We start from the raw sequence: 22,609 nt of genomic DNA on the forward strand, positions 1-22,609 counted from the left end.
AGATCGAACGAACGATCCGTTCACTCAGTGAATCGGCCCATTCGATGGATCGGCTCACTCGGTGGATCGGTTCACTCGGTGCTGTCGGGGTCGGCCTGCTCCGCGCGCTGCGACGTGGCGGCCGCGGCCGCGCGCACCTGCGGCGCGACGAGCACGACCTGGCCGAGCACCCCGTTGACGAAGGCCGGCGAATCGTCGGTGGACAGCTCCTTGGCGAGTTCGACGGCCTCGTCCACCGCGACCACCGGCGGCACGTCGGTGGCGTGGAACAGTTCCCACACCGCGATGCGCAGAATGGCCCGGTCCACGGCGGGCAGCCGGTCCAGGGTCCAGTCCTGCAGGTGGTCGGCGATGACGCGGTCGAGCCGGTCCAGGTTCTCCGCGACCCCGGTCACCACGGTGACGGTGTACGCGCTGACCGGCGCGACGGACTCGTCCTTGGTCGCGAGCTCGGATCGCTCGCTCGCCAGGTTCACCGGGTCGAGGTCACGGGCCTCCGCCTCGAAGAGGAAGTCGACCGCGCGCTTACGGGCCTTGTGCCGGGCCCCGAGCTTCTTGTGACTACCGGACACGCTACGAGTTCACGCGGCCCAGGTAGTTGCCGTCACGGGAGTCGATCTTGAGCTTGTCGCCGGTGTTGATGAACAGCGGGACCTGCACCTCGGCGCCGGTCTCCAGGGTGGCGGGCTTGGTGCCGCCGGTCGAACGGTCGCCCTGCAGGCCCGGATCGGTGTGCTGGACGACCAGCTCGACGGTGACCGGGAGCTCGACGAACAGCGGTGCGTCCTCGTGAGTTGCGACCTGGACCTGCATGTTCTCGAGCAGGAAGCGCGCGCCGTCGCCGACCGTCGCCTCGTTGATGGCGATCTGGTCGTAGGTGTCGCCGTCCATGAAGACGTAGTCGCTGCCGTCGTGGTACAGGTAGGTCATGTCGCGGCGGTCGACGGTGGCGGTCTCGACCTTGACGCCGGCGTTGAAGGTCTTGTCCACGTTCTTGCCGGAGAGCACGTTCTTGAGCTTGGTCCGCACGAAGGCGGGGCCCTTGCCCGGCTTCACGTGCTGGAACTCGATGATCTGCCAGAGCTGGCCCTCGATCTTCAGTACGAGCCCGTTCTTGAAATCACTGGTGTCAGCCACTTACTTCGCGTCTCCTTCAGACGATTGCGAGATCCTTGCTGGTGAGGGTGAGGAGCTCCGGCTCCTGCTCGCGAACAACGAGAGTGTCCTCGATCCTGACGCCTCCGCGCCCGGAGAAATACACACCCGGCTCGACGGTTACAGCCGCACCGGCTAGCAGTGTACCGGTGCCCAGCGCGCCTATCCCCGGTGCTTCGTGGATTTCCAGCCCGACGCCGTGCCCCAGACCGTGCACGAACAGCTCGCCGTAGCCCGCGTCCGCGATCACCGAACGGGCCGCCGCGTCCACCGCGGCGACCTCGACGCCCGGAGCCAGCGCCGCCCGTCCCGCGGCCTGAGCCCGCGCCACGAGGTCGTATACGTCGCGTTGCCAGTCCGCCGCCGACCCGAGCACGTAGGTGCGGGTCATGTCCGAGTGGTAGCCGCCCACCTCGGCGCCGAAGTCGAGCTTGACGAAGTCGCCGGTCGCCAGGACGGCATCGGTGGGGCGGTGATGCGGGATCGCCGAGTTCGCGCCCGCCGCGACGATCGTCTCGAACGAGATGCCGTCGGCGCCGTGTTCGAGCATCAGGAACTCGAGCTCCCGCCCGACCTCGCGTTCGGTGCGCCCGGGCCGCAGCCCGCCGCGCTCGACGAGCACCGCCAACGCCAGGTCCGCGGACGCGCAGGCCCGGCGCAGCAGGCCCACCTCGTGCTCGTCCTTGACCATCCGCAGTCGCTCGACGAGGCCGGGGCTGCGGACAAACTCGAGGTCCGGCGCGACCGACTCCCAGCCTGCCAACGCGTCGACCGTCACCACGTGACTCTCGAACCCGACGCGGCCGCGTGGGCCCTCGGCGAGCGTCCGGACCAACGCCGGCGCGCTCGACCGGTCGATCAGCGCACGCAGGTCCGGAACCTGCTCCCCGACCTGGATCACGTACCGCCCGTCGGTGCAGATCACCGTCCGGTCCTCGGCGTCGGGTTGGTCGCGGGTGTCGACCACGAGGGCGGCGTTGGATCCGGTGAAACCGGTGAGATACCGGATGTTGAGCAGGTCGGTCACCAGCAGCGCGTCGACACCGCGCTCGGCCAGCACTGCGCGCAGCGCGGCACGTCGGGACCCGTGATCGGCGGTGGGCATCGTCCCAACTTACTGCTCCCGCGACCGTGACGGTGCCCACCATGTGGGTTAGGACACAGCCGTGTCCGCGCGGTCGTTACGCTGTCCGCATGAACTCGTGGCTTCTTCGTGGTCTCGGTATGGCATTGGTGCACGTGGTGACGCGGGTACTGCTCGGCGTAGCCGTCACCGAATGGCCCCTGCACGGCTCGACCCTGCGGTGGTTGGGCGTGGCGGTGGTGATCCTCGCGGCACTGATCTGGGCGGGACTCGACGGCATCCGGGACGCGCGGGCGCATCCGGGTGAGGAGGAGCAGGGCGAGGACCTGACCATGCGGTGGCTCAAGGCCGCCGTGGTCGCCGGTCCGCTGGCGGGCGCCGTGTCCTGGCTCGTCGGCTCGGTCTCCGACATCGCCCTCGGCGAGAACTCCCTCTTCTTCGAACTGACCTCCGGTGCCGCCTTCACCATCCTGCTGGTCTTCGTCCCCGCGATGGCCGCGGTCACGACGGGGCGGTTCATCGTCCGCCGCGACGCGAAGAAGGCCGCGAAGTCGGCCGCCCCGGTCGCCGTCGGCGCCGGCGTGGGTGCCGCGGGTGCGGCGGGCGTCGAGGACACCTCGGCCTGGTCGCACGAGAGCGACGACGACGGCCAGTACGGCTTCGCCGAGGGCCCGTACAGCGAGGACGGCGCCGGGTACGAGGCGGGCGACTACGCCGAGTCCCCGCAGCACGAGGCCCGCTACGACGAGAACGCACCGACCGAGGTGTTCGAGGCGATCCGCCCGCAGACCGAGGGCCACACCGGAACCCAGGGCTCGCACCGAGCCGAGTGACACCGGCGCCGACCGCGGGGCGCGGTCGGCACACGCGAAGAGTCCCCCTACCCGAATCGGGAGGGGGACTCTTCTTGCTCTGGGCGGTCAGCGCTCGGCGAAGTACCGCAGCGCGAGCGGGTACCCGGCCACGCCGAGGCCCGCGACGACGGCGGTCGCAATGCCGCTCAGGTACGAGTGGTGCCGAAACTCTTCGCGCGCATGCACATTCGAGATGTGCAGCTCGATCAACCCGGCGTCGAGCTCCTTGCAGGCGTCGCGCAGCGCGATCGAGGTGTGCGTGAGCGCACCGGCGTTGAGGATCACCGGCTCGTTCGCGTCGGCCGCGGCGTGGATCCAGCCGATCAGCTCGCCCTCGAAGTCGCTCTGCCGCACCTGCACCTCGACACCGAGATCGGCCGCGGCGCGCTCGCACAGCGCGACCAGGTCGGCATACGTGGTCGTGCCGTACACCTCGGGCTGGCGCTTGCCCAGACGGCCGAGATTAGGGCCGTTGATCACCTGGACCCTCACAGCAGCACCGTCCCCCGGTTGTCGTCGTTCTCCCGGGCCACCGCCGAGTAGGCCGCCGCCAGCAGGGTCGGGTCCGGTCCCTCCAGCCGGCCCGGCTTGGCGAGCCCGTCGAGCACCACGAACCGGAGCATGCCCGCCCGGTTCTTCTTGTCGGTCTGCATGCCCTTGACCAGGTCGGCGAACGCGTCGGCGTCGTAGCTCGTCGGCAGTCCGACGCTGGCCAGGATGGCGCGGTGCCGGTCGGCGGTCGCGTCGTCGAGTCGTCCGGCGAGCCGGCCCAGCTCGGCGGCGAACACCAGGCCGACGGACACCGCCGCGCCGTGCCGCCAGCGGTACTTCTCCCGCCGCTCGATCGCGTGACCGAGGGTGTGGCCGTAGTTGAGGATCTCGCGCAGGTTCGACTCCTTGAGGTCCGCGGCGACCACCTTCGCCTTGACCTCGACCGAGCGGCGGATCAGTTCCGGCAGCACCTCACCGGTCGGATCGAGCGCGGCCTCGGGGTCCCGCTCGATCAACTCGAGGATCTCCGGGTCGGCGATGAAGCCGGTCTTGATCACCTCGGCCATGCCCGCGACGATCTCGTTGCGCGGCACCGTCTCCAGGGTCGCGAGGTCGATGAGCACCGCGGACGGCTCGTGGAACGAGCCGACCAGGTTCTTGCCGGCGTCGGTGTTGATCCCGGTCTTGCCGCCGACCGCGGCGTCGACCATCGCCAGCAGCGTCGTGGGCACGTGCACGATCCGCACGCCGCGCATCCAGGTCGCGGCCACGAAACCGGCGAGGTCGGTGGCGGCGCCGCCGCCGAGGCTGACCACGGCGTCGCTGCGGGTCAGACCGATCCGGCCGAGCACCTCCCAGCAGAAGCCCGCGACGGCCAGGTCCTTGCCGTCCTCCGCGTCGGGGATCTCGACGCGGTGCGCGTCGATGCCCTTGGCGGCGAGCGCGGCGCGCACGGCCTCCGCGGTCTGCGCGAGCGGCGGCTGGTGGAAGATCGCCACCGTGCGGGTGCCGATCAGCTCGTCGACGAGCTCGCCGAGCAGCCCGCGCCCGATGATCACCGGGTAGGGGCTGGCGGTCTGCACCTCGACGCGTACGGGTTCGGTCACAGTCTGCTTCTTTCCCTCGGACATGGTCGGCCTCGATGTGTTCGAGCTTGCTTCATTCCAGTTTGGCGACGAGCTGTTGCACGACGCGCGCCGGGCTGCGGCCGTCGGTACGCACCCGGATGGTGGCGACCTTCCGGTACAGCGGCCGCCTGCGCCGCATCAGCTCGCGGTACTTCTGTCGGGCGTCGCCGCCGGCGAGCAGTGGCCGCGAGACGTTCGCCCCGGTCCGCTTGAGGCCCTCCGCGACGCTGATCTCCAGGTACACCACGGTATGCCCGACCAGCCGCTCCCGCGTCGCCTCGGACAGGATCGACCCGCCTCCGAGCGAGACGATGCCGTCCTGCTCGAGCAGGGCGCGGCGCACCACGTCCTCCTCTATCGCGCGGAACGCCGGTTCGCCGTCGACGGCGAAGATGTCCGGGATGGTCCGGCCGGTCTCGCGCTCGATCGCGACGTCGGTGTCGAAGACCTCCACGTCCAGCGCCCTGGCGAGCCTGCGCCCGATGGTGGACTTACCCGCGCCGGGCGGCCCGACGAGCACCGCACGGGGCGTCATCGGGACTCACGACCTGTGGTCACCTCGCCAGACGCTCCCGCACTGCCGCCAGGTATCCCTCGACGTTGCGAGCGGTCTCGTCGGCCGAGTCGCCGCCGAACTTCTCCAGCGCCGCCTGCGCGACCACGAGCGCGACCATGGACTCGGCGACCACGCCCGCCGCGGGGACCGCACACACGTCGCTGCGCTGGTGGATGGCCACGGCCTCCTCGCCGGTCGCCATGTCGACCGTCGCCAGCGCCCGCGGGACGGTGGAGATGGGCTTCATCGCCGCGCGCACCCGCAACGCCTCGCCGTTGGTCATGCCGCCTTCGAGCCCGCCGGCCCGGTTGGTCGAGCGCAGCACCCCGTCCGGCCCGGGCTTGATCTCGTCGTGCGCGGCGCTGCCGCGGCGGCGGGAGGTCTCGAAGCCGTCGCCGACCTCGACGCCCTTGATCGCCTGAATTCCCATGAGCGCGGCGGCGAGTCGCGAGTCGAGCCGGTTGTCGCCGCTGATGAAGGAGCCGAGGCCGACGGGCAGGCCCTCGACGATGACCTCGACGACACCGCCGAGGGTGTCGCCGTCCCGCTTGGCCGCCTCGATCTCGGCGATCATCGCGGCCTCCGCCTCGGCACCGAACGCGCGCACCGGGCTGGCGTCGATCGCCGCGAGGTCGCCGGAGGTGGGCAGCGGGCTGCCGGGGGCGGACGCCGCGGTGCCGATGGAGACGACGTGCGAGATCACCTCGACGCCGAACACCTGACGCAGGAAGTTGCGGGCCACGGTGCCCGCGGCCACGCGGGCGGCGGTTTCGCGGGCGCTGGCGCGCTCGAGCACCGGGCGGGCGTCGTCGAAGCCGTACTTGAGCATGCCCGAGTAGTCGGCGTGACCGGGCCGCGGACGGGTCAGCGGCGCGTTGCGGGCGAGGTCCTTGAGCAACGCCTCGTCGACCGGGTCGGCAGACATGACGGTCTCCCACTTGGGCCACTCCGTGTTGCCGACCTCGATGGCGACGGGGCCGCCCATGGTCCGGCCGTGGCGGACGCCACCGAGCACCGTGACCTTGTCGGCCTCGAAGGCCATGCGCGCACCACGGCCGTAACCGAGGCGGCGGCGGGCCAGTTGGGCAGCAATCTCGTCCGAGGTGACCTCGACCCCAGCGACCATTCCGTCGAGGAGGGCGACCAGGGCGGGACCGTGGGATTCTCCGGCAGTTATCCAGCGCAGCACGCCGACCATCCTTTCACGAAAGCCCGACCCGAATGCACACCGGCCGGTCCCCCGCTAGGCTCCCCCGGCCGCGACCAACGCCAGCAGCGTCGCCGCGCACATCGACGGGCCGTGCGGCAGGCCGACGCCGCGCCTGCCGCAGGCGAGCGCGGCCACCCCGACGGCGGCCGTGATCACGACCGCCCCGACCGCCGCGAGCAGCCAGGTGCTGCCGCCCGCGGCGCCGGACGCCGCACCCAGACCGAGCGCCAGCTTGACGTCGCCCGCGCCCATCGCGGCAGGTGCGGCCAGGTGCACGAGCAGATAGAGACCCGCCAGCATCGCGGCCCCGGCGAGTGCCGCGACCCCGCGCCCGGACAGCGCCGCGGCCAGGACGACGGCGGCGGCACCGGGCAGGGTCAGGACGTTCGGCAGGCGGCGCACACCGAGGTCGACGGCGGACAACGTCACGCACCACCACACCAGCCCGCAGGCCGCCACGGCGAGGAGCGGACCGTCGGCCACGGCTACCGCGACCGCGAACCCGACGGCCGTCGCGGCGACCGACCACTGCGTCGGATCGGCGAGGAACCGGCCCAGCAACGGCCGCGACGCCAGTCCGACGAGCCCACCCACGACAGCAGCGAGGACCGTGACCATGCCTCGACACTCTCACTCGTCGGGTACCCGGCGACAGCCCGAGACCGGTCGCCTGTGGATGAATCGTCGGGGCATGGACACAGTCGGTGCAGGCCGATACCGATCAGCACGGCGGTCAGGTGGCCGTAGTCGGTGAACGTCTGCCCGCGCCAGGCCACCGCGGCGAACACTGCGACGAGCACGGCCGCCGCGCACCAGCGCGAGGCGGGGCGCGCGAACCGGAAGGCGAGCAGTGCCGCGACCGCCCAGAATCCGTAGCTGGCGCCGACGTCCACCGTGCCGGCGAGTTTGGCTGGGAGCAGATCGTGATCGAGCGCCCAGGCGATGCCGACCACGGTGACCACGGTCGCGCCGACGTGCCCGGCAACGAACACCAGGATCCACCGGCCGCTGCCGAGCCATCGTTCCGCGGCCACCATGACCACCAGGAACTCGACGACCGTCAGCCAGGGGAAACTCGCGCCGTCCACCCAGAACGCCGACACCACGAGCACCTGGACGGGGTCGTGGGTCATGTTGTGCAGGTTCGTCGACGCGCTCACGACCAGTCGGTGCAGTGTGCGGTGATCCGTGCCCTGCAGCGACCACCAGGTGACGACGAGGGTGAACACGAACACCAGGGACGCCGGCGCCCGCCCGAAGTGGTCGCGGGTCCGCGACCACGGGGACCGGACCCGGACGGTCCGCGCCTCCCGCGCGACCATCGCGGGCGACCCCGGGGCCTGCTGAAGAACGACCATCGGATCGACTCGGCTCTCGACGTCCTGCGCGCTACCGCATCCGGTGGTGCATCGATCCGTGGCCGCCGCCCCCGTGCGCAATCACGACGACGGCGACGACCGCGTACACGACGGCCAACAGGAGCAGCAGAACCCCTGCGATCCACAGGGAGATCTGTCCGAGCCGACGCACCCGATCCGACGCATCCCGCGCCGCTTGGGCTTCGCCGCTCGCCCACAACGGGAAGACGTTGAACGCATGCGTGAACGCCGCGAATGCGAGCGGCCAGAAGAACAGCAGGGACGCCACTGCCCAACCAGCGTTGCTCGGTGGCCGAGGCCCGTTCGCGGCGGCAGACCGTGGCGTGGTCGCCGACGCGACGACGTCGCCCGATTCCGGCGGAGGAGGACTTTCGACGGGATCGGACATCGCGGGCCTCCTGACGGGTTGACTACCCGACCGACGCTACGGCGTTGTACTGCGGAAACGCTGGGCCCGTGCTGTCAGTGTGCTGTGTACCCGGTCGGGCGGCACCGTCCTCGATCCGGATCAGCGGTCGGCGTCGGTGTAGCGGATGATTCCGCGGATGTTGCGTCCCTCCAGCATGTCTCGGTACCCGTCGTTGATCTGTTCGAGGCGGTACTGCCGGGTGACCATGTCGTCGAGGTTGAGTTTGCCCACCTTGTACATCGACAGCAGCTGGGGGATGTCGTAGTGCGGGTTGGAGCCGCCGAAGATGGTGCCCTGCAGGTTCTTCTGCAGCAGGGTCAACAGCGACAGGTTCAGCGTCACCTTGGTGTCGAGCAGGCTGCCCATCGCGGTCAGCACCACGGTCCCCGCTTTCGCGGTGATCCCCATCCACAGTTCGACGTCCTCGCCGTGCACTTCACCGACCGTGACGATGGTCTTCTTGGCCATGCCGCCGGCGGTGATCTCCGCGATCGCGCCTGCCGCCTCCTCGACACTCGCGAAGACGTGGGTGGCCCCGAACTTCAACGCCTGCTCGCGCTTCCACTCGACCGGGTCGACGGCGAATATGTATCGGGCACCGGAGTTGGCCGCGCCCTGCAGGGCCGAGATGCCGACCCCGCCGATACCGACGATCGCCACGTCGTCACCCGGTCGGATCTGCGCGGTGTGCGTCGCCGATCCGTAGCCGGTGGTCACACCGCAGCCGACGAGGCACGCCACCTCGAACGGAATGGACGGGTCGATCTTGACGACCGAGGCCTGGTGCACCACCAGGTACGGCGAGAAGGTTCCGAGCAGGGTCATCGGATAGACGTTCTGGCCGCGTGCCTGCACGCGGAACGTGCCGTCGCTGACCGCGGCGCCGCCCAGGAGGTGCATCCCGAGGTCGCAGAGGTTGCGCAGGCCGGCCTGACACGACGGGCACTTGCCGCACGACGGGATGAACGACATCACGACGTGGTCTCCGACGGCGAGGTCCTCGACACCCTCACCGACCTCGGTGACGATGCCGGCGCCCTCGTGGCCGCCGAGAACGGGGAAGCCTGCCATCGGAATGCCGCCGGTGACCAGGTGATGGTCGGAGTGGCACATGCCCGATGCTTCCATCTGGACCTTGACCTCGCCCTTGCGGGGGTCACCGATCTCGATCTCTTCGATCGTCCACGGTTGGTTGAAATCCCAGATCAACGCGCCCTTGGTCTTCATGACACCCCTGCTCTCGTCGTCGGCAGTGAGGCGACCGCACCGCTACCCGCGACCGCCACGGTCTCCTGGTTGCGATGCAAGACTAGACAGCCGGGTGGACGCGTGTTCGCCATTGGGCGAATCCACCGGATCGGCGCGGGCGCGGGCCGTCAGCGCACGTTCAGCGCCGCGGCCATCGCCTCGCGCGGGGCCGGGCGGCCGGTGAACTGCTCGACCTGGCCGAACGCCTGGTTGAGCAGCATTCGCAGTCCGTCGACGACGGTCCCGCCCGCGGCCTGGACCGCCGAGGCCAGCGGCGTCGGCCAGGGATCGTAGATCGCGTCGAACACCACCGGCGCCTGCGCGACCGCGGCCGCGTACGGCGCCACCGCGTCCGCGGGCACCGTGCTCAACGCGACCGCGGCGTCCGCGCACGCGGACCGGAGCGCGTCCGCGTCGAATCCCAGATGCCGGGCGGTCAGTCCCATGGCCCGGGCGCAGGCGAGGGTGTCGGCGGCGCGGTCGGCGGATCGGGCGACCACCGTCACCTCGACCACGCCGAGGTCGGCCAGTGCTCGCAGCGCGGGCCGCGAGGTACCGCCGGCCCCGATCAGCACCGCGCTCGAATCGGCCAGGTCCACCACCCCGACCTCGGCCAGCGCCCCGGACACCCCGTCCACGTCGGTGCAGTCGGCCCGCCAGCCGCCCCCCGGACCACTGTCACCTATCCGGACCAGGGTGTTGGCCGACCCGATCTGGACCGCCCGTTCGGTGCGCTCGGTGGCGAACTCGAGCGCAGCCACCTTGCCCGGCATGGTGACCGACAGCCCCACCCACTCCGGCCCGAGGCCGGCGACCAGCCCGGGCAGCTGCTCGCCGGTGCACTCGATGCGGTCGTAGGTCCAGTCGGTCAGGCCCAGCGCCCGGTAGGCGGCCAGGTGCAGCTGCGGCGAGCGGGAATGCTCGATCGGCTTGCCGAGTACCGCCGCCCTGCGCGGCACGTCGCCGCCCGGTGTGTCAGCGCCCACTGTCGAGGATCCCGCTTCCCTGTGCCTTCTTGATGTTCTGGAGGTGCTCGTCGTAGCTCTTGGTGAACAGGGTGGTGCCCTGCTTGTCGATGGTCACGAAGTACAGCCAGTCGCCGGGCGGCGCGGTCTCGACGGCCTGGACGGCACCGATGCTCGGTGACGAGATCGGGGTGGCCGGCAACCCTTCCTTCGCGTAGGTGTTCCAGGGGGTGACACGGGCACGGTCGGCGTCGGTCGTCGCGACTTCCGTGGTGGAGAGGGCGTAGTTGACGGTCGAGTCGAACTCGAGCTTCTGCGGCACCGCGAGCCGGTTGATGATGACCCGGGCCACCTTGCCGAAGTCGCTCGGCAGGGACTCGCGTTCGACCAGCGACGACGCGATCAGCACCTGGTACGGGTTCAGCGCCACCGCGGTGCCCGCGGTCCGGATGCCGGTGGCCTCGTACTTTGCGGCGCTGCCGCTGACCAGGGTCCGCAGGATCTCGGTCGGCGTCGAGGCCGGGTCGAAGTCCCAGCTGCCCGCGGCGATCAGCCCCTCGAGCTGCCGGTTGCGGTCGGGCACGCCGCGCACCTGCGCGGCAGCCCAGTCCGGCACACCGAGGCCGGCGAGATCGGGGCTCGCGCCCGCGGTCTCGAGGTCGGCGACGCTGATGCACTTCGGCAGGCCGCCGGCGCTCGGCAGGCAGCTGGCCTGCGAGATGAGCGTGTAGATGCCGCGCTTCGTCGCGCCGGTGGTCACGTCGCGGGTGTCGTGGAGCTGACGTCCCTCCGAGATCACCACGGAACCGACGCGAGAGTTCGGATCGACGATCGCGCTCACGGCCTCGGCCGCGGGCAGCTTCGACTGGACGTGGTAGTACCCGGGCTGAACCGAGTTCATCGCGCTGTTGCCGACCGCGGCGTTGTAGAACGCGGCGCTGCTCGCGACCACGCCCTTCTCGGCCATCTGCTCGCCGATCTGGGTGGCGGTGTCGCCGCTCTGCACGACGACCACCACCTCGGGACCGGCCTCGCCCTCGGCGAAGTCGGCGGGCGCGTCGTTACCGAGGAACTTCTTCGCGCCGACGTAGCCGAAGCCGACGAGCAACACCAGCACGATCAGTCCGGCGAGCGCGACGACGAACCGGCCCTTGCCCTTGCCCTTACGCTCGGCGGCCTCGCGCAGGCGCCGTTCCTCGGCGCGGCTGAGATAGCGCTGGGGCTCGCGATGCGGTTCGCGCGACCATCCGTCGGTCACAGACCGTCCTCCGTGTGTGAGTGCGGGTCCTGCTGGGTGCGCAGGTACCTGCTCCGCTGGTCCAACCACCCCTGCAGGATCGCGACGGCGGCGGCCTGGTCGATCACCGATCGTTGACCTTTGGCCTTGACCCCGCTCTCCCGCAACGCCCGTGACGCGGTGACCGTCGTGAAGCGCTCGTCGGTCATGCGAACGGGCACCGGCGCGAGCCGGTCCCGGAGCTGGGCGGCGAATCTCGTCGCCAGCCCCGCGGCGGTTCCCCGCTCCCCGCGCAGGGTCTGCGGCAGACCGACAATAACCTCCACCGCTTCGTACTCCTCGACTATCGAGGCGAGTCGCGCGAGGTCGGAGGTGTCGGCCTTGGACTTCGACCGCGGCACCGTCTCCACGGGGGTTGCGAGGATGCCGTCGGGGTCGCTGGCCGCGACGCCGATGCGCACGCTGCCGACGTCGACGGCGATCCGGCGGCCACGTCCGGGATCGTCGGCACCGGGGCGGTCGGCCGCCACGTGTTCGGACACAGCCTTGTCCGGCTCGCTCACCCGGCGATCTCGGCGACGCGGGCGCGCACCGCCGACAATGCGGCCGGGATGCCGGCGGCATCGGAGCCCGAACCCTGAGCCATCTCGGGCTTGCCGCCGCCGCGACCGCCGATGCTCGGGCCGAACGAGGCGACCAGGTCGCCGGCCTTCACGCCGAGCTCCTGGGCGGCCTTGTTCGCGCTGACCACGAACGGCACCTTGCCGTCGGCGTTGCCGAGCAGCACGACGACCGCCGGCTCGGTGCCGAAGCGGCCCCGGATGTCGGTGGCGAGGGTGCGCAGGTCACCGCCGCCGACGCCGTCGGGCGCGGCCTCGGCGACGAGCAGCAGCCCGCCGATGCGCTCGGCCTTGTCCACGAAGGAACCGGCGGCGGCGAGAACGGCCGCGGCCTTGGTCTGCTCGAGTTCCTTCTCCGCGACCTTGAGCCGCTCGACGAGCTGCTCGACGCGGCCGGGCACCTCCTCGGACGGCACCTTGAGGGCCGTCGCGACGCCGGCGAGCAGCGCGCGCTCCTTCGCGAGGTAGCGGTAGGAGTCGAGCCCGACGAACGCCTCGACGCGTCGCGCCCCGGAGCCGACCGACGACTCGCCGAGAATGGTGATCTGACCGATCTGCGCCGACGACTGCACGTGGGTGCCGCCGCAGAGTTCCATCGAGAACGGGCCGCCGATCTCGACGACCCGGACCTCGTCGCCGTAGTTCTCGCCGAACAGCGCCATCGCGCCCATCTGCTTGGCCTTCGTCAGGTCGGTGACGAACGTGTTGACGGTGTGGTTGGCGGCGACGGCCTCGTTGGCGACGGCCTCGATGTCGGCGAGCTGATGCGCCGACAGCTGGTTCTGCCACGCGAAGTCGAACCGAAGGTAACCGGGCTTGTTCAACGAACCCTTCTGAGTGGTGTTCGGGCCGAGCACCTGCCGCAGCGCCGCGTGCACCATGTGCGTGCCCGAGTGGCCCTGGGTGGCCCCGGACCGCCAGTCGGGGTCGACCTGCGCGAGGATCGCGTCGCCCTCGGTGAGCTGCCCCTCCTCGACGGTGACCTTGTGCACCCACAGCTTCTTGGCGATCTTCTGCACGTCCCGCACCCGCACCTTCAGGCCCGGTCCGGTGATGACGCCGATGTCGGCGATCTGGCCACCGGACTCCGCGTACAGCGGGGTGCGGTCGAGGATCACCTCGACCTCCTGCCCGGCGGTCGCCGTCGGAACCCGGACGCCACCGGAGATCAGCGCGAGAACGGTTGCCTCGGTGGTCAGTTCGGCGAATCCGGTGAACTCGGTCTCGCCGCGGTCGACGAACTCCTTGTAGATGCTCAGGTCGGCGTGCGCGTGCTTGCGGGACTGCGCGTCCTCCTTGGCGCGCTTGCGCTGCTCGGCCATCAGCGACCGGAAGCCGTCCTCGTCGACGGACAGGCCCGCCTCGGCCGCCATCTCCAGGGTCAGGTCGATCGGGAAGCCGTAGGTGTCGTGCAGGACGAACGCCTCGCTGCCACCGAAGACCTTCTTGCCCGCGGCCTTGACGTCGTCGGCTTCTGCCTCGAACATCTTCGATCCGGACGCGAGGGTCCGCAGGAACGCGGTCTCCTCACCGACCGCGACGCCGAGGATCCGGTCGAAGTCGGTGGCGAGGACCGGGTACGACGGCGACATGGTGTCGCGGACGACTGTGACGAACTCGCTCATGCTGGGCTTGTCGGCGCCGAGCAGCTTCGCGGAGCGGACGATCCGGCGCAGCAGCCGGCGCAACACGTAGCCGCGGCCCTCGTTGCCGGGGTTCACTCCATCCGCGATGAGCATCACTGCGGTGCGCGCGTGGTCGGCGATGACCCGGAACCGGACGTCGGACTCGTGGTCGGTGCCGTACGCGCGGCCCGTCAGCTCCTCCGCCTTGGTGATCACCGGGCGCACCAGGTCGGTCTCGTAAACGTTGTCGACGTCCTGGAGGAGGAACGCGACGCGCTCGACGCCCATGCCGGTGTCGATGTTCTGCTTCGGCAGCGGGCCGAGGATCTCGAAGCCGTCCTTGCCGGTACCCTCGCCGCGCTCGTTCTGCATGAACACGAGGTTCCAGATCTCGAGGTAGCGGTCCTCGTCGGCCTCGGGGCCGCCCTCCACGCCGTACTCGGGTCCGCGGTCGTAGTAGATCTCCGAGCAGGGACCGCACGGGCCGGGGATGCCCATGGACCAGTAGTTGTCGGCCATGCCGCGGCGCTGGATGCGCTCGTCCGGGATACCGGCCTCTTCCTTCCACAGGTCGCGGGCCTCGTCGTCGTCGAGGTAGACGGTGACCCACAGCCGCTCGGGGTCGAAGCCGTAGCCGCCGTCGTCGACGCTGTTCGTCAGCAGCGCCCAGGCGTGCCTGATCGCCTCGCGCTTGAAGTAGTCGCCGAAGGAGAAGTTGCCGGCCATCTGGAAGAAGGTGTTGTGCCGGGTGGTGACGCCCACGTTCTCGATGTCGCCGGTACGCACGCACTTCTGCACGCTGGTCGCGGTGGCGTACGGCGGGGTCTGCTGGCCGAGGAAGAACGGCTTGAACTGCACCATGCCCGCGTTGACGAAGAGCAGGTTCGGGTCGTCGAAGATCAGCGAGGCGCTGGGTACCTCGGTGTGACCCGCCTTGACGAAGTGGTCGAGGAATCGCCTGCGGATCTCGTGGGTCTGCACCTGGTTGCCCTTCACGTGTCTACTGAATCTGTCGTCGAGTTCGCCGGGTACGGCAAATCGGCCCTTCACAAGCTTAACGTCAGCGTCATTCGAGTTCTCCCGCGCTGCCGCGCGCGGTGCGCGATCGGCACCCCGGGTGGGGTGAAGATCACGCGCCGGCGGCGTCAGCCGCGCACGATTCGGCGCAACTTGCCGACCCGTGCGGCGATCTCGCGTTCGGCCCCGTGACTGGTCGGCTCGTAGTAGTCCACGCCGACCAGCTCGTCCGGCGGGTACTGCTGTGCCAGCACGCCGTCCGCGGTGTCGTGCGGGTAGCGGTAACCGACGGCGTTGCCGAGCTTCTCCGCGCCCGCGTAGTGGCCGTCGCGCAGATGCGGCGGCACGAGCCCCGACCTGCCCGCGCTCACGTCGGCCATCGCCGCGCCGAGAGCGGCGATGACGGCTCCCGACTTCGGCGCGGTGGCGAGGTGAATGGTGGCCTGCGCCAACGCAAGTCGCGCCTCGGGCATGCCGATCAGCTGCACCGCCTGGGCCGCCGCGGTCGCGGTCTGCAGCGCGGTCGGGTCCGCCATCCCGATGTCCTCGCTGGCGTGCACCACGAGCCGGCGGGCGATGAAGCGGGGGTCCTCCCCCGCGACGATCATCCGGGCCAGGTAGTGCAGCGCCGCGTCGACGTCCGATCCCCGGATCGACTTGATGAAGGCGCTGATCACGTCGTAGTGCTGGTCGCCGTCGCGGTCGTAGCGCACGGCGGCCTTGTCGACGCTCGACTCGACGGTCTCGAGGTCGACGACGGCCTGCTCGCCCGCGGCGGCGTCGAGCGCGGTGCCCGCGGCGGCCTCGAGCGCGGTCAGCGCCCGGCGCGCGTCACCGCCCGCCAGCCGCACCAGGTGGGCGGTCGCCTCCTCGGTCAGCCGTACGCCGCCGCGGAGCCCGCGCGGGTCGGCGACCGCCCGGTCCAGCAACTCCCGGATGTCGGCCTCCGTGAGCGGTTGCAGCTGCAGCACCAGCGAGCGCGACAGCAACGGCGAGACCACGGAGAACGACGGGTTCTCGGTGGTCGCGGCGACCAGCAGCACGATCCGGTTCTCCACGGCGGCGAGCAGGGCGTCCTGCTGCGTCTTGGAGAACCGGTGCACCTCGTCGATGAACAGCACCGTCTGTTCGCCCGCGGTCAGGCGCCTGCGGGCCAGGTCGATGACCGCGCGCACGTCCTTCACCCCGGCCGACAGCGCCGACAGCGCCTCGAACCGACGCCCGGTGGCGCGGGAGATCAGCGACGCGAGGGTCGTCTTGCCGGTGCCGGGCGGCCCGTAGAGCATCACCGAGGCGGCACCCGAGCCCTCGACCAGCCGCCGCAGCGGGGCGCCGGGACCGAGCAGGTGGCCTTGGCCGACCACCTCGCCGAGGCTGGCCGGTCGCATCCGGACCGCGAGCGGCGCGTCCGGACGCACCGGCGGCAGTGCCGCGTTCGCCTGGCCCGGCTCGGAATCGGGCTCGGGCTCGGGCGAGGCGAACAGTCCCGTGTCCGGTTCGTCGGACGCTCCCAGCCAGTCACTCACGGCCTCGACGCTACTCAAACCCCCCGACGCCGCGACAATCCCGGCTGCGAGAGCGGCACCACCACCCCCGGCGACCAGCATCCGAACTTACGGTGAACTTCCGACGATCCGCCCCGTTGCGGATTGAACATGCGTCCAGCTTCCGATCAGATCTACGGGTGTCTGAAACCAGGGTGCCGACCGACGCGGCGAAGAAGACCACCGGATCCAGTGGCGTGAGCCGCCGCGGACTGCTCACGGGAACGGCGGCCTTGGCGGGCGCGGGCCTCGCGGCGGCCACGTTCGGCCGCGCCTCGGCCGCGCCGGCCGGTGCGGCCCCCGGCTTCGTGCACGGGATCGCCTCGGGCGACCCGTTGCCCGACCGCGTCGTGATCTGGACCAGGATCACCCCCACCGCCGCGGCAACGCCGGGTTCCGGTGTGGGCGAGCAGGTCCCGATCCGCTGGGAGATGGCCACGGACCCGGCGTTCGCGTCCGTGGTGCGCAGCGGCACGGTCACCGCGACCGCCGACTCCGACCACACCGTCAAGGTCGACGTCACCGGCCTGCAACCCGCGACGACGTACTACTACCGCTTCACCGCGGCCTCCCTCGGCGATGTCTCGCCGACCGGCCGCACCCTCACCGCACCGGCCGCGACCGCCGACCTCGACCGTCTGCGGTTCGGCGTGGTGTCCTGCTCGAACTGGGAGGCCGGCTACTTCGGTGCGTACCGGCACCTGGCTCTGCGCGACGACCTGGACGCCGTCGTCCACCTCGGCGACTACATCTACGAGTACGGCCAGGGCGAGTACGGCGCCCGCAACGGCTCGGTGCGGCTGCACGAGCCCGCCCACGAGATCGTCTCCCTCGCCGACTACCGAATTCGCCACGCGCAGTACAAGACCGACCCGGACCTGGCCGCGCTGCACGCGCGGGTGCCGTTCATCGCGACGTGGGACGACCACGAGTCCGCGGACAACTCGTACCGCTCGGGCGCGGAGAACCACAACCCCGCCACCGAGGGCGACTGGGCCACCCGCAAGGCGAACTCGGCGCGCGCCTACTTCGAGTGGATGCCGGTGCGGGTCAACGGTTCCGGCACCGATGTCGCGCTGTACCGGCGTTTCCGGTTCGGCTCGCTCGCCGAGATCTCGATGCTCGACCTGCGGACCTACCGCGACGAGCAGGCCACCGCGGGGCCGGGTTGGCGTCAGGTCGACTCGCCGGACCGGACCATCACCGGCAAGGCCCAGATGGACTGGCTGGAGAAGGGCATCGTGTCCTCGCCCGCCCGCTGGAAGGTGGTCGGGAACCCGGTGATGATCGCCCCCTGCGTGTTCCCGCCGCTCGACCCGCGCAGCACCGCCGCGCTGACCGCGACGGTCGGGCTGCCGCAGGCGGGCATCCCGTACAACACCGACCAGTGGGACGGCTACACCGCCGACCGCAGGCGCCTGTTCGATGCGATCGCCGGGCACGGCGTGGACAACACGGTGTTCATCACCGGCGACATCCACTCGTCGTGGGCATGCGACCTGCCGGTGGACGCGGCGAACTACCCGGCCGGACCGACCGTCGGCACCGAGTTCGTCGTGCCGTCGGTGACCTCACCCAACATGGACGAGCAGCTGAAGGTGCCGCCGCGCACCGCGACCGTCCCGATCGAGGAGGCGTTCAAGACGGTCAATCGGCACGTGCGCTACGTCGAACTCGACTCGCACGGCTACGGCGTCTTCGAGCTCGCACCCGCGGGCGCGCAGATGGACTGGTACTTCCTGACCGATCCGACCGATCCGCGCAGCGGTGTGCATCGCGCGGCGAGCTTCCGGGTCGCGGATCGGGCGCAGCGCATCGAGCCCGCCGCCCCGCTGGGAGCGTAGGCGGGCGCTACACCCCGTTCCAGCTGCCGAGCAGGCCCGGCGCCGCGTCCTCCCCCTGCCGGTCGCCGGCACGGTAGGCGGGCACCCAGGCTGAACGGTCGCCCAGGTCGGCCCCGAACGCCGCCGTCGATGCGGCGTCCGGGCCGATCGCGACGACGGTGTCCGCACCCGTCTCGGCGATCTCACGCCGAACCCGGTCGCGCGGCAGCATCTGCGCCATCGGCTCGATCACCACGATCAGCCGCGTTCCGGCGGCGAGGTCTGCGTTGGCCGCGGAGTACATGCCGCCGTCCATGCAGCGCCCGCCGCCGACGGTGACCGGAGGGAAGACCCCCGGCATGGCGCGGCTCGCCACCACCGCGGGCAGCATCGCGGCGCCGGTGTCGCGGTCGAAGACTCGCCGCTCACCGGTGTCGATGTCGACCGCGACGACCTTCAGCGCCGTCGCCGGCCAGTCCCGCCCGCCGACGAGGGCTGCCATCCGGTCGAGGTGGATTCGGTCGTGGGACGCGTCCATCCCCGCGGCGAGCGCGCCGACACGCAGTCGTGCCTCGGCGGGGTCCAGGCTGCCGTCGCGCAGCACGTCGAACACCGCGGACTGCAATGCGGGGTCGACCGGTGGCAGTTCCGGCTCACCCGGGGTCGGCCGGACCGGCTCGGCGAGCCGCTCGGTCCCGCGTCCCGCCGCCAGCACCGCCCCGACCATCGCGCCCGCCGAGGTTCCCACCACGACGTCGGCCGCGGCGAGATCGACTCCGCCTCGCTTCAACCCTGCGATCAGGCCCGCCATCCACGCGACGCCCACCAGTCCACCGGCACCGAGCACCACGGCGCGACCGTACGCTCCCGGCGATGCGCCGGCCGACGGGCCGGCGATCGTGACCACCGCCTACTGCCAGAGCTTCTCGAGTGCCGCGGCAGTCGCCCTCGCGTGCGTCGCGACAGCGTCCGAGTTCGCTCGCTCGGCGGCCCGGGCCAGTGCGTTCCACCGCCCGATCAGCGCCTTCGAGCGCGGCACGGACAGCTGGTGCTCGCGAACCGCGGCGATCCGTGCGTGATCCTCGGGCAGGAACCAGTAGGTCGAGAGCCACACCCAGGCCAGCTGTGCCTCGACGAGCCGCGTGGCCAGCATGTCGTCGTCCGCGAGCTGCGGCCACATGCCGACCACCTCGGCCTGCCAGGCCTCCACCATCGCGGCGGACCGCTCGTCGGTGAGTTCGAACTTGCACAGGCAGCCGGGGAAGGAGATCAGCGCGTAGGCGATGTCGAGCGTCGCGTCGCGGAACCCGCCCCACTCGTAGTCGAGGAAGCGGACGCCCTCGTCGTTGACGATGATGTTGTCCGGGCACAGGTCGGACGGACTGAACGCGCGGTAGCGACCGCCGTCGAACAGTCGCACCGTGCGCTCGGCGACCTCGACCACCGCCGGGTCGACGACGATGCCGAGTTCACGCTCGAGCATCTCCGGCACCTGCGGGATCCGAGACGCGACCTGCTCGGCCACCAGGTTGCCGCGGGTCGCGACCCCGGTTCGCCGGAGCAGCGCGGTGAAGTCCTCCTCGCGACCCACCGTCGCGGCGTGCATGCGGCCGATCGCCTGGGCCAGTGCCATCAGCGAGTTCGTCACTGCGGACTCGTCGGGGCGCACCAGCAGGTCCGCGATCGGCATGGCGTCACCGAGATCGGTGAGGACCAGCAGCCGCGCGGAGAGGTCGTACGCGATCAGCGCCGGACCCGGCCGGTGCTCGGTCGCCAGTGCGGTTGCGAACTGGTACGACACCGCCTCCCGGAGGAAGGCGGCGTCCGCGATCTCGCCGGAGACGAGCCTGCCGTCGCCGCCGGAGAAGGTGTCCTCGTGGTAGACGGCCACGCTGCGGGCCTCGGCTGCCTCGGACAGCTCGCGGACCTGTTTGATCACCAGCGTCCGGGGCAGCGAGAAGGGATTCTCCGCGCAACGGACCCGGAGGACGATGGTGCGACCACTCCCCCCGAGGTCGACGGGATCGACGAGGGTGACCGGAGCTCCGGTCCGTCGCTCGAGCAGCTGTTCGGCTGCGGCGACCACCTCTGAAACTGGATCGGCCAATAGTGCGGTCATCGCTCCCCAACCTACCCGCTCACGGACAGTTTCACGCCACCTCCCGGCAAGCCAGTCGGCCCTCCGGAGCGGCCTGTCTCGAACCGACCTGGCAAAACAGACCGATCCGTACGCATTGTCTCGAATGGGTCACGATCGGACCCCGGTGCCGGCCCCGCGGCAGCCCCCGAGAGGAGTCTCGGGGGCTGCCGCCGTCAGGACGCGGAGGCCGCGGCGTCGGCCGCGGTCGTGGCCGAGCCGGCGCCGTCGCCCTTGGGCTCGGGCTTCGCGTCGATGCCGGACTCCTTGCGCTGGAGCTCGGTGATCGGTGCCGGGGCGTCGGTCAGCGGGTCGACGCCGCCGCCGGACTTCGGGAAGGCAATGACCTCGCGGATGGAGTCCATGCCCGCCAGCAGCGCCGTGATGCGGTCCCAGCCGAAGGCGATGCCGCCGTGCGGGGGCGCGCCGAACGCGAAGGCGTCGAGCAGGAAGCCGAACTTCTCCTCTGCCTCCTCGTGCGAGATGCCCATCACCTTGAAGACGCGCTCCTGGACGTCCTTGCGGTGGATACGGATCGACCCGCCGCCGATCTCGTTGCCGTTGCAGACGATGTCGTAGGCGTAGGCGAGCGCCGACCCCGGGTCGGTGTCGAAGGTGTCGATCGACTCCGGCTTCGGCGAGGTGAAGGCGTGGTGCACCGCGGTCCAGGCGCTGTAGCCGAGGGCGACGTCGCCGCTGGCGGTGGCGTCGGAGGTCGGCTCGAACAGCGGCGCGTCGACCACCCACACGAACGCCCACTCGTTCGGGTCGATGAGGTCCTGCTTGCGGGCGATCTCGCCGCGAGCTGCGCCGAGCAGCGCGCGCGAGGACTTGGTCGTGCCCGCGCCGAAGAAGATGCAGTCGCCGGGCTTCGCGCCGACGTGGTCGGCCAGGCCCGCCCGCTCGGTGTCGGTGAGGTTCTTCGCGACCGGACCGGTCAACGCGCCGTCCTCGCCGACCAGCACGTAGGCCAGACCCGGCGCGCCGCGCTGCTTGGCCCACTCCTGCCAGCGGTCGAGCTCACGCCGGGGCTGGCTCGCCCCACCGGGCATCACGACGGCGCCGACGTACTCGGCCTGGAAGACGCGGAAGGTGGTGTCCTTGAAGAAGTCCTTGCACTCCACCAGTTCGACGCCGAACCGCAGGTCGGGCTTGTCCGAGCCGTACCGGCGCATCGCCTCGGCGTAGGTCATCCGCTTGATCGGGGTGGTGATCTCGTGCCCGATCAGCTTCCAGACGTTGGTCAGGATCTCCTCGGCCAACAGGATGACGTCGTCCTGGTTGACGAAGCTCATCTCGATGTCGAGCTGGGTGAACTCCGGCTGCCGGTCCGCGCGGAAGTCCTCGTCCCGGTAGCAGCGCGCGATCTGGTAGTACCGCTCGATGCCGCCGACCATCAGCAGCTGCTTGAACAGCTGCGGGCTCTGCGGCAGCGCGTAGAAGCTGCCGGGCTGCAGGCGCGCGGGGACCAGGAAGTCGCGGGCACCCTCGGGGGTGGACCGGGTCAGGGTCGGGGTCTCGACCTCGACGAACTCGTGGTGCGCGAGCACCTCGCGCGCGGCGGCGTTGACCTTCGAGCGCAGCCGGATCGCGTGGCCGGGGCCCTCGCGGCGCAGGTCGAGGTAGCGGTACTTCAGGCGAGCTTCCTCGCCGGCGTTGTCGTCGAGCTGGAACGGCAGCGGGGCGCTCTCGTTGAGCACCTCGAGCGACGTGACGTTGACCTCGATCGCGCCGGTGGGGATCTCGAAGTTCTGGTTGCCCTCGGGCCGGACCTCGACGGTTCCGGTGACCTTGACGCAGTACTCGGCGCGCAGGCGGTGGGCCTGCTCGGCGGCCGCACCCTCACGGAAGACGACCTGGGCGACACCCGAGGCGTCGCGCAGGTCGATGAAGATCACCCCACCGTGATCGCGCCGCCGGGCCACCCATCCGGTGAGGGTGACGGTCTGGTCGGCGTGCTCGGCTCGCAGCGAGCCGGCGAGATGGGTGCGCAGCACGGGTTTCCTTTCAGAAATGTCCAGGACTTGTTGTGGCAGTGATCCTACGGAGGTCGGACACGACACGACACATCGCCTTGGAGGAATCGCCAGAGCCGTTGTCGTGCAAAGGTGGACAACTACGGCAAGC

Annotated in this window: 21 protein-coding genes; 2 read left to right on the forward strand and 19 right to left on the reverse strand. The window is 70.7% G+C overall.

Going from position 1 to position 22,609, the window contains the following annotated elements; all coding sequences use genetic code 11:
* Window positions 1-71 precede the first annotated feature (71 nt).
* From nusB to ACFVH2_RS15215, 3 genes are read right to left on the reverse strand one after another with little or no spacing between them, the layout of a single operon-like run.
* A complete protein-coding gene (gene nusB, locus ACFVH2_RS15205) occupies window positions 72-572 on the reverse strand; it encodes a transcription antitermination factor NusB (protein WP_378423765.1) in 501 nt (166 codons plus the stop codon).
* 1 nt (window position 573) lies between these two features.
* Window positions 574-1,137, reverse strand: coding sequence for an elongation factor P (gene efp, locus ACFVH2_RS15210; RefSeq protein ID WP_378423767.1), 564 nt, complete (start codon window positions 1,135-1,137; stop codon window positions 574-576).
* 16 nt (window positions 1,138-1,153) lie between these two features.
* Entirely contained in the window at window positions 1,154-2,260 is a 1,107-nt protein-coding gene (locus tag ACFVH2_RS15215; protein WP_378423768.1) for a M24 family metallopeptidase, read from the reverse strand.
* An 89-nt stretch (window positions 2,261-2,349) separates the two neighbouring features.
* Between ACFVH2_RS15215 and ACFVH2_RS15220 the strand changes: the two genes are divergently transcribed.
* Complete coding sequence (locus tag ACFVH2_RS15220) at window positions 2,350-3,072, forward strand: B-4DMT family transporter (RefSeq protein WP_378423770.1); 723 nt, start codon at window positions 2,350-2,352, stop codon at window positions 3,070-3,072.
* An 87-nt stretch (window positions 3,073-3,159) separates the two neighbouring features.
* On the opposite strand, the gene aroQ is transcribed toward ACFVH2_RS15220, so the two are convergent.
* The 13 genes from aroQ to ACFVH2_RS15285 form a co-directional block, all read right to left on the reverse strand.
* Window positions 3,160-3,585 (reverse strand): type II 3-dehydroquinate dehydratase, encoded by a 426-nt coding sequence (aroQ, locus tag ACFVH2_RS15225; protein WP_378423772.1) that lies wholly within the window; start codon window positions 3,583-3,585, stop codon window positions 3,160-3,162.
* The gene (gene aroB, locus ACFVH2_RS15230) at window positions 3,582-4,691 is read right to left on the reverse strand and encodes a 3-dehydroquinate synthase (RefSeq protein ID WP_378423774.1); all 1,110 of its coding nucleotides are present in this window, start codon (window positions 4,689-4,691) and stop codon (window positions 3,582-3,584) included. Before aroB ends, aroQ begins: the two co-directional genes overlap by 4 nt.
* Window positions 4,692-4,743: 52 nt before the next feature.
* Window positions 4,744-5,247, reverse strand: coding sequence for a shikimate kinase (locus ACFVH2_RS15235; protein WP_378423776.1), 504 nt, complete (start codon window positions 5,245-5,247; stop codon window positions 4,744-4,746).
* Between the two features lie 19 nt (window positions 5,248-5,266).
* Window positions 5,267-6,457, reverse strand: a complete 1,191-nt coding sequence (gene aroC / locus ACFVH2_RS15240; RefSeq protein WP_378423778.1) for a chorismate synthase — start codon at window positions 6,455-6,457, stop codon at window positions 5,267-5,269.
* A 54-nt stretch (window positions 6,458-6,511) separates the two neighbouring features.
* Window positions 6,512-7,072: a prepilin peptidase gene (locus ACFVH2_RS15245; protein WP_378423780.1), complete on the reverse strand. Its 561-nt coding sequence runs from the start codon at window positions 7,070-7,072 to the stop codon at window positions 6,512-6,514.
* A complete protein-coding gene (locus ACFVH2_RS15250; RefSeq protein ID WP_378423783.1) occupies window positions 6,964-7,836 on the reverse strand; it encodes a rhomboid-like protein in 873 nt (290 codons plus the stop codon). Before ACFVH2_RS15250 ends, ACFVH2_RS15245 begins: the two co-directional genes overlap by 109 nt.
* A 31-nt stretch (window positions 7,837-7,867) precedes the next feature.
* The gene (locus tag ACFVH2_RS15255; RefSeq protein WP_378423785.1) at window positions 7,868-8,245 is read right to left on the reverse strand and encodes a CD225/dispanin family protein; all 378 of its coding nucleotides are present in this window, start codon (window positions 8,243-8,245) and stop codon (window positions 7,868-7,870) included.
* A 120-nt stretch (window positions 8,246-8,365) separates the two neighbouring features.
* On the reverse strand, window positions 8,366-9,493 hold the full coding sequence (locus tag ACFVH2_RS15260; RefSeq protein ID WP_378423787.1) for an NDMA-dependent alcohol dehydrogenase: 1,128 nt from the start codon (window positions 9,491-9,493) through the stop codon (window positions 8,366-8,368).
* 149 nt (window positions 9,494-9,642) lie between these two features.
* Window positions 9,643-10,500, reverse strand: a complete 858-nt coding sequence (locus ACFVH2_RS15265) for a shikimate dehydrogenase (protein ID WP_378423789.1) — start codon at window positions 10,498-10,500, stop codon at window positions 9,643-9,645.
* Window positions 10,490-11,737, reverse strand: coding sequence for an endolytic transglycosylase MltG (gene mltG / locus ACFVH2_RS15270; protein ID WP_378423791.1), 1,248 nt, complete (start codon window positions 11,735-11,737; stop codon window positions 10,490-10,492). Before mltG ends, ACFVH2_RS15265 begins: the two co-directional genes overlap by 11 nt.
* The gene (gene ruvX, locus ACFVH2_RS15275) at window positions 11,734-12,258 is read right to left on the reverse strand and encodes a Holliday junction resolvase RuvX (RefSeq protein ID WP_378423995.1); all 525 of its coding nucleotides are present in this window, start codon (window positions 12,256-12,258) and stop codon (window positions 11,734-11,736) included. The genes mltG and ruvX overlap by 4 nt, the downstream gene beginning before the upstream one ends.
* A 17-nt stretch (window positions 12,259-12,275) precedes the next feature.
* The gene (alaS, locus tag ACFVH2_RS15280; RefSeq protein WP_378423997.1) at window positions 12,276-14,942 is read right to left on the reverse strand and encodes an alanine--tRNA ligase; all 2,667 of its coding nucleotides are present in this window, start codon (window positions 14,940-14,942) and stop codon (window positions 12,276-12,278) included.
* Window positions 14,943-15,106: 164 nt separating this feature from the next.
* Complete coding sequence (locus ACFVH2_RS15285; RefSeq protein WP_378423792.1) at window positions 15,107-16,504, reverse strand: replication-associated recombination protein A; 1,398 nt, start codon at window positions 16,502-16,504, stop codon at window positions 15,107-15,109.
* A gap of 158 nt (window positions 16,505-16,662) precedes the next feature.
* On the opposite strand from ACFVH2_RS15285, the gene ACFVH2_RS15290 reads away from it, so the two are divergent.
* Window positions 16,663-18,366, forward strand: coding sequence for an alkaline phosphatase D family protein (locus tag ACFVH2_RS15290; RefSeq protein WP_378423794.1), 1,704 nt, complete (start codon window positions 16,663-16,665; stop codon window positions 18,364-18,366).
* 7 nt (window positions 18,367-18,373) lie between these two features.
* Here ACFVH2_RS15290 and ACFVH2_RS15295 read toward each other — a convergent pair whose 3' ends face one another.
* From ACFVH2_RS15295 to aspS, 3 genes are all read right to left on the reverse strand, one after another.
* Window positions 18,374-19,195 carry a patatin-like phospholipase family protein gene (locus ACFVH2_RS15295; RefSeq protein ID WP_378423796.1) on the reverse strand — a complete coding sequence of 274 codons (822 nt, stop codon included), beginning with the start codon at window positions 19,193-19,195 and terminating at the stop codon, window positions 18,374-18,376.
* A 60-nt stretch (window positions 19,196-19,255) separates the two neighbouring features.
* Complete coding sequence (locus tag ACFVH2_RS15300; protein ID WP_378423798.1) at window positions 19,256-20,464, reverse strand: phosphotransferase family protein; 1,209 nt, start codon at window positions 20,462-20,464, stop codon at window positions 19,256-19,258.
* Between the two features lie 194 nt (window positions 20,465-20,658).
* Entirely contained in the window at window positions 20,659-22,479 is a 1,821-nt protein-coding gene (aspS, locus tag ACFVH2_RS15305; RefSeq protein WP_378423800.1) for an aspartate--tRNA ligase, read from the reverse strand.
* Window positions 22,480-22,609 lie beyond the last annotated feature (130 nt).

Origin of the sequence: Rhodococcus sp. NPDC127527 (genome assembly GCF_042672245.1) — a bacterium.
Classification (GTDB): Bacteria; Actinomycetota; Actinomycetes; order Mycobacteriales; family Mycobacteriaceae; genus Rhodococcus_G.